Here is a 7,244-nt window from a genome sequence, read left to right on the forward strand (position 1 = left end):
GCTTCACGGTCACAGGAACTGACCTGCTGTTTTCGGGCTCTCGCTTCCTCGGAGTAATCACGCCTGTCCACACGCCGGACATCGACAGCGTGCGGGCGCGAATGGAAGCGATCGCCGCACTCGGCCCCCAGACCCGCATCGCTCTGACACCAGACAGGTCGCGACGTCGTTGGCTCTACGATCCCTCGTCGGCATCGGACATCGTTCAACACCTCCCTGCAGAGATCGAAGCGCTCGACCCGGTCCGAATGCTCGAGACGATCAGAAGCGGACGCGGCGAACGCCGACCGTTCATTCTCTATCTGGGTAGGCACACGATCGCCGCGGACGTGCACCACGGCCTCGGCGATTCGGGCCTCATCAAATATCTAGCCGCGACTGTGTTCGCCGACATGTCCACCGATGAGGCGCTCAGCTACCTCCCGGCGCGCCCACTGCGAGCCCCGACGCTCCAAGCACTCAGACGCACGTTCGGAAACCGGCCTGCTCGTACGGCGCGTGCCGTGCGAGCTATGGTCGCATTCGGTGACGACCTGGATGCCGCCGCGTACCCGCCCTCGAATGGACGTATCGCATCACCTGGGTCGTCTGAGCCGATCTACGCGTCAGGAATCTGCGAGATCGACCCCGAAGCGTCGCGCGAGCTGAAGCGCTGGCGCGACCTCGTCGCACCGGGCGCACGCTCGGCCGCGATCTGGGCACTACTGACCCATCGCGCAGGCGCAATCGCGGGATTGCAATTCGCAACCGGGACACGCATTGCGGTCGACGGCCGCCGCTACCTGCCACCGGGACAGCTCTATCTCGGCAACTTTGCACTCGGACTCCAACTACCCATATCTCCGTCCGATCATCCAAAAGCGGTGAGCGACAACCTCGAAGGAATCGTGGCCACGGGGGCGCCGCTGATGGCGATGGGGTTGTTCGGCGCTGCCGCCTGGACGGCCCCACGACTGTGGCAGGCCCGCTGTCAACGCACACCTCGAATCGATGACACCTCGCGACCGATCGATCTCGTGTTCTCCGACGTCGGACAGTGGCCGGAGGCGGCGATTCCGTGGGTGAGCGGTGAACAACGCTGCTTCGCTGGGTATCTCGACCCTGATTCGGCGCGCGGAATGACGATCATGAGTTCTGCGTCAGGCGGTTTTCGCTGCTTGTCCATCTCCTACCGGGCCGATGCCATCGACCGCGCCGCGGTGGATCGCATGATCGAGCTGTTGGCCGATCCCGTTGGCCTACTGGAAGATTCGACGTGGGCGTGAGGACCTGAGCCTGGCCCTCCGCCCCCTGCAGGTCGTCAGGTCTGGCACGTCGAGGGCGCCTTCTCGCCCCGGAAGCGCGCCGCAACCCACTTCGAGCTGTCGTCGTCCAGCGTGACAGTCGTGTGCGTGGACTCGGGCTGGACAACATGCTTGACGACGGCTCCGCGGTTGCACGCGCGCGACACCGCAGCATCTACCCACTCTGGCGAGATGAGTGCGTCTTTGGCGCCGTTGACAACGAGGATGGGCGCACTGAGCCTGCGTTGGGGTAGCGCCCATCCCCGGAGTTTCGCGGCCAGATCATCAGTGGCAGCTGTGGATTCCGGCCGCACGTCATCGGCGGTCAGCCGAACCATGACGTCCTGTCGTCGGCCGCGGTCCCGCTCACTGCAGCCCATGAGCAGACGCTGTTGGTTGAGCGCTTCCCCGTGCAGGTAGAGACTCTGGTCCAGATCAGGGTACACCGCATGCAAACCCGCAATCAGCAACGGCGCCAACGCAATCTGATCGAGCGAAAGTTGGCCTGCTGCAGCCAATTCCGCGATCTCCGTCAGGTCGACGGCAGGCGCCACCGCAACGGATCCGACCAGGTCCAGTCCCGCCCCGTAGTCTTTTGCGTACTCGTTCGCGGCCCACGCGGCCTGCCCACCCTGTGAACCTCCCTCGGACAGCCACGTGGTGGAGGTGGAGTCGAACAGTATCCGCAGCGCCCGCACGGCGTCGATCATGTTGAACGCAGCAGTGCGTGGCTCGAGGTAGGGGTGGGTTCCACGCGACCCGAGACCCTGGTAGTCGGTCATCGCAACGGCGTACCCGCCCTTGACCATTCCGGTGAGCCCGGTCGAATAGCCGAGTAGATACGGATCACGCGACGGCCCGCAGTCCCGGGTCAATCCGGTGGTGCCGTGACCAAACGAGATGACGGGCCAACCGCCTGCCGGCGGCCGACCCTTCGGGACGACGAACACGCCGGACACCTCTGTCCCGCGGCCATCGACACCCGACGTCGAGTGGTACAGCGCGCGCTTCACCGTACCGACGGCGGACAATGCCGGATCGACGCCGGTGAAAACGTCTGAGCTGACGATCGTGCCCCTGTTCGCAACCGCATCGGCTGCGATGGACGGCAGAGCCGCGTCCGACAACCGGCCCGTCGACTGAATCGGTTCCCCTGCACAGGCACTGAACATCAGGCACGCAAGGCAGACAATGAGCGCCCGGAACCGAGCAGTCACACCTGTGAACCTGTAGGCAGCGTCAAGCCCGCGCCGTAATGCTGCTCGAGCTCGGCGGCGATCGACGCCATCGTGAACCGTCTCTCGATGAGTTCTCGCCCTCGGCGCCCCATTTCGCGGGCGATGTCCGGGTTGTCGATGAGATGCGCGACGGCCTGCGCGACGGGACGCGGCCCCGAGTCGATGGTGAGGCCGGCTCCACTCGCACGCACGTCCGGCGCGAGCCCACAATCGTTCCCGATGATGACTGGGACGCCGACGGACATCGCCTCCAATACAGACATCGGATAGGGCTCGTTGACCGAAGGTAGTACGTAGATCGACGCGCTCCGTAATCGCTGAGGCGAGGCCTCTGGGTCGACCGGACCCTCCCACGTGATGCGATCGCTGCCCTCGATGGCTTCGGAAATCCGTTGCCCCTCGCCCCCGTCCGGACCGACCAGGTTAAACCGCGCATCGACCCCGTCGCTGATGAGTTGCTTTGCCGCAGAGACGAAATCGGCTGGCCGCTTGCGTTCCTGCAGACGTGCGAGGAACAGCACCTCCGGAGTGTCCGCGGCGTCGCTGCCGAACGGCTCCGCCTGCGGATACAGCGGAACCCCGTTGCGCAGATGCACGAGATTGATCGACTCTCCGTCGAGGATCTCCTCGATCCCCTGCCGCTCGTTGTCGGTCAGGTAGAAAACTGCCTCGGCGTTGTGCAGCAGCCGTCGTACCAGCACCCTGTCGAAGAGCCGACCGCCCGCCCCCGGTCTCGGAACGATCATCCCGTGCGGTTGAACGACGTACCGAATCCGTCCGATCAACGCCGCGTAGGCAAGCGGAAGCATGACCAGATCACGCGCGAGATGCAGATGTACCACGTCGACGCCGCCGTTGCGCTTGCCCCACAGGCGTCCGAGCGCGCCGGGCGAACTACACCCGACGAAGCCCGACCGGGGAATGACAGTGCGCGTCCGGTGTAACGACACCGGCACATCATTCACTGATTCGGGAACCGGATCGTATCCACGAGCGCCGGCGATGAGTTCGACGTTGTGGCCCCGGGACTGCAGTTCGTGGAGTTGATTCAACGCGACGCGAGTGGGCCCACCATACGATCCGTCAGGGCTGACGAGCGTGACAGCGTGCGTTATCCGCATCATGCATCCTTCTCAAACCAATCCCCTGGGACTCGACGACAAATAGCCACGAGCCGACCCCTTTTAAGCTCCGCGATCAACGATGGCGAATGCTCCCGTTGGCCGCGAAGGGTAGGAAGAATCTAGCAAACAGAACCAGGGTCCTCTGAGACCAGCAGAGTGGAGCGCGTGCGCTAACCCGCAAAGATTTCCGCGAGTTGGCCCATATCCTCAACCCGCTCTTTGTGCGTCGGCGCGACGGGTGCGGCAAGTAGGCAGGTGACACCTGCCGCGCGGAACGCCTCGACGCGCTCGGCGACCAGCGAGCGCGGTCCGATCAGACTCATCGCAGCCACCAGATCAGCGGGCACCGCAGCGGCTGCCTCGACCTTCTTGCCGTCGAGATAGAGATCCTGGATCTCCTTGGCCGCGTCGGCGTAGCCGTAGCGCACGGCGAGCTGGTTGTAGAAGTTCTTTCCGCGCGCACCCATGCCGCCGATGTAGAGCGCCGCCTGGTGCCTCACCATCTGCGACGCGTTCTCGATCTGCTCGGGGTCCTCGGTCACTCGCGCGGTCGTCTGGACGACGATGCCGAGCTCCGGCAGCGACGGATCGCGCTTGGCCTTGCCCGCTGCCAGCGGTTCACCGAAGGCGACGTCGACGTACTCGGGATGGAACAAGAAGGGTTGGAACTCCTCGAACATCTCCGCTGCGAGCTCAGTGTTCTTCGGGCCGATAGCGGCGAGTAGCATCGGAATACGTTCGCGCACAGGGTGATTGATGATCTTCAGCGGCTTGCCGAGCCCTGTGCCGCCATCCTCCTTGGTGAACGGCAACGTGTAGTGCTTGCCTCGGTACTCCGTCTTATCCCGACGCCAGATCAGTCGACAGATGTCGGCGTTCTCACGCGCGCGCCCCACCGGGTAGTCGTACTTCACGCCGTGGAAGCCCTCGATCACCTGCGGCCCCGACGCCCCGATGCCCAGCACGAAGCGACCACCACTGATGAAGTCGAGTCCCGCGGCGGTCATCGCCAAGTTCGACGGCGTGCGCGAATACATCGGCAGGATCGCCGACTGCAGCTCCATCTTCTCGGTGCGCGCTGCGATGTAGCCGAGCTGGCTCACGGCGTCGAAGCTGTATGCCTCGGGCACCGCGATGCGGGCGACACCGGCCGATTCGAAGTCGACGAGGTTGTCGATGGTCTCGCGGAAATCACCGGCGTAGTTGATGGGCATACCGAGCTTGATGGCAGAAGCGGTCATGGTTTCGGATTCTTCCACAGTGCTTCGACGCCGCACCAGGCCCGCCCGAGCGCTCGCTCGCCCCGACCGCCGGTCGAGCCGCCTCCGCCGGTCGAGCTGGTCGAGACCACTCACACAAATCGGACATTAGCTGCGCAAATGGTGTCCGCCCACGATCAGTTCGGTGAACACTAGGTGAACACCGTGTGCAGATAGGCAAACTCGCAGGTCACAAACACACGGCAGTCGAACTTAATTTAGGCGAAACCTTAATCCGGGCAGCATGATATTGCCCATGAGCGGAGAGATGCTTGTCCTCGTGTTGCTGGTCATCACAGCACTTGGCTTCGACTTCACCAACGGATTTCACGACACCGGAAACGCCATGGCGACATCCATCGCCACGGGCGCACTCAAGCCCAAGGTCGCGGTCACGATCGCGGCCATCCTCAACCTCGTCGGCGCGTTCCTCTCGGTCGAGGTCGCGGCGACAATCACCAAGAACATCCTTCACCTACAAGACAAGTCCGGAGCCCTGATCTCCGGCATCGACGCCAACGAAGCTCTACTGATCATCTTCGCCGGCCTAGTCGGTGGCATCCTCTGGAACCTCTTCACCTGGCTCTTCGGTCTGCCGTCGAGCTCGAGCCACGCTCTGTTCGGCGGACTCATCGGTTCGGGTATCGCCGCGCTGGGCGCGAGCGGCATCGACTGGCACGGCGTGCTGTCGAAGGTCATCATCCCCGCGCTCGCCTCGCCCTTCATCGCCTGCGCCGTCGCCGCGGTCGGCACCTGGTTGATCTTCAAGATCACCGCAAAGATCCTGGTCTCCAAGCAGGAGAAGGGCTTCCGCAGCGGACAGATCGTCACCGCATCGCTGGTCTCCCTTGCTCACGGCACCGGCGACGCACAGAAGACGATGGGCGTCATCGCACTCGCCCTGATCTGCACCGGTCACCTCAGCGCATCGTCGGTCAAGCACGGCCTGCCGGTCTGGATCGTCGTCAGCTGCGCCGGAGCCATCGCCCTCGGCACCTACCTCGGCGGATGGCGCATCATCCGCACGCTCGGCAAGGGCCTCGTCGAGATCAGCTCCCCGCAGGGCATGGCCGCTGAAGCCAGCTCCGCCGCCATCATCCTGACCAGCTCGGCAGCCGGCATGGCACTGTCGACGACGCAGGTCGCCACCGGCTCGATCCTCGGCTCCGGCGTCGGCAAGAAGGGCGCCCAGGTCCGCTGGGCCGTCGCAGGCCGCATGGTCATCGCCTGGGTCACAACGCTTCCCGCAGCGGGCATCGTCGGCGCTGTCTGCTACGGCCTCGGCCACCTGCTCGGCGACGTCGCCGGCGCTGTCGTCATCTTCGTCCTACTGGTCGCGGCGTCGGCATACATGTACTGGCGTGCACAGCAGAACAAGGTCGATTCCAACAACGTCAACGACGAATGGGACGACGAGACCAACTCGATCATCCCGCCGAGTGCGCAGGACGGTCCGCGTCAGGTCCCCGATCCGACAGCGATGACGTAGGCAACCAGAGACGACGACGGACGACTAAAGGAAAAGCTGAATCTCATGGACATCCTCGAATCGATTCTCAAGGTTTTCGCAATCGGTCTGGTTCTCGGCGCAGGTCTGCCCGCACTGTTCGCGGTAGGCATGGTCTGCGAGGCGCGCGGTGAAGGCGGACTCAACGCCGACGGCACCACCTCGGCACCCAATCCCGCGCTGCGCGCGCTGGGCTACGTCTTGTTCGCGATCGTCGCGGCAGTGATCGTCATCGGCCTGCTGTGGATCTGCCGCCAGACGCTCAACTACTACTTCGACATCAAGCTCTTCCCCTCCTGGGCATACAAGTAAACCCAAGCGCCACTCGACATTTCGATTTCGAACCGAAAGGCATCATGGCCACCACGTCGCTGTTCGAATCCGCCGTCAACTGGATTCGCAAGGGCTACCCCGAAGGGGTCCCACCCACCGACTTCCCGCCGCTGCTCGCTCTGCTGACCAAGGTGCTCGACGACGACCAGATCATGCACGTGTGCATGGAACTCGCCGCCGAGCAGGGAATCGGAACCCCACTCACCGAGGAGCAGATCGCGGGCGCGATCACCAAGGTCTCCGACCAACCGCCGACCGAGTACGAGGTCAACCAGGTGGCATCTCGGCTCGCCGCGGTCGGGTGGCCGTTGGCGGCGGAGACCAAGAGTTCTGAACACGACGCCGAGGATCTGAGCTCACCGAGCTGAGATCACGGTGAGCTGAGACTCCTCAGCCATCACGAGTATCCGGTCCGGGCCCGGCCCCCCCCCGCGGGGGGCGGGGTTGATAGCCGCCCACCACCCGGGCGGGGGGGGTGTGTTGGGGGGGGGGGGGGGGGG

Annotated in this window: 7 protein-coding genes; 4 read left to right on the forward strand and 3 right to left on the reverse strand. The window is 64.3% G+C overall.

Features of this window, described 5'->3' with window-relative positions:
* Positions 1 to 101 precede the first annotated feature (101 nt).
* Positions 102 to 1,265 (forward strand): hypothetical protein, encoded by a 1,164-nt coding sequence (locus A5766_RS18640; protein ID WP_064905888.1) that lies wholly within the window; start codon positions 102 to 104, stop codon positions 1,263 to 1,265.
* Between the two features lie 35 nt (positions 1,266 to 1,300).
* Here the strand turns inward: A5766_RS18640 and A5766_RS18645 are convergent, their stop codons facing one another.
* From A5766_RS18645 to A5766_RS18655, 3 genes are all read right to left on the reverse strand, one after another.
* On the reverse strand, positions 1,301 to 2,500 hold the full coding sequence (locus A5766_RS18645) for a lipase family protein (RefSeq protein ID WP_156527516.1): 1,200 nt from the start codon (positions 2,498 to 2,500) through the stop codon (positions 1,301 to 1,303).
* Positions 2,497 to 3,642 (reverse strand): glycosyltransferase, encoded by a 1,146-nt coding sequence (locus A5766_RS18650; RefSeq protein WP_064905907.1) that lies wholly within the window; start codon positions 3,640 to 3,642, stop codon positions 2,497 to 2,499. The genes A5766_RS18645 and A5766_RS18650 overlap by 4 nt, the downstream gene beginning before the upstream one ends.
* A gap of 173 nt (positions 3,643 to 3,815) precedes the next feature.
* Positions 3,816 to 4,886, reverse strand: a complete 1,071-nt coding sequence (locus A5766_RS18655; RefSeq protein ID WP_064905892.1) for an LLM class F420-dependent oxidoreductase — start codon at positions 4,884 to 4,886, stop codon at positions 3,816 to 3,818.
* Positions 4,887 to 5,160: 274 nt separating this feature from the next.
* Here A5766_RS18655 and A5766_RS18660 point away from each other — a divergent pair, with 274 nt between their 5' ends.
* Genes A5766_RS18660 through A5766_RS18670 form a run of 3 tightly spaced genes read left to right on the forward strand, consistent with a single transcriptional unit; the run spans position 5,161 to position 7,112 of the window.
* The gene (locus A5766_RS18660) at positions 5,161 to 6,393 is read left to right on the forward strand and encodes an inorganic phosphate transporter (protein WP_231894724.1); all 1,233 of its coding nucleotides are present in this window, start codon (positions 5,161 to 5,163) and stop codon (positions 6,391 to 6,393) included.
* Positions 6,394 to 6,438: 45 nt separating this feature from the next.
* The gene (locus A5766_RS18665; protein ID WP_005208589.1) at positions 6,439 to 6,723 is read left to right on the forward strand and encodes a hypothetical protein; all 285 of its coding nucleotides are present in this window, start codon (positions 6,439 to 6,441) and stop codon (positions 6,721 to 6,723) included.
* A gap of 44 nt (positions 6,724 to 6,767) precedes the next feature.
* Positions 6,768 to 7,112, forward strand: coding sequence for a DUF3349 domain-containing protein (locus A5766_RS18670; RefSeq protein ID WP_064862265.1), 345 nt, complete (start codon positions 6,768 to 6,770; stop codon positions 7,110 to 7,112).
* The last annotated feature ends 132 nt before the right edge of the window (positions 7,113 to 7,244 follow it).

Source organism: Gordonia sp. 852002-51296_SCH5728562-b (assembly GCF_001665475.1).
Taxonomy (GTDB): Bacteria; Actinomycetota; Actinomycetes; order Mycobacteriales; family Mycobacteriaceae; genus Gordonia; species Gordonia sputi.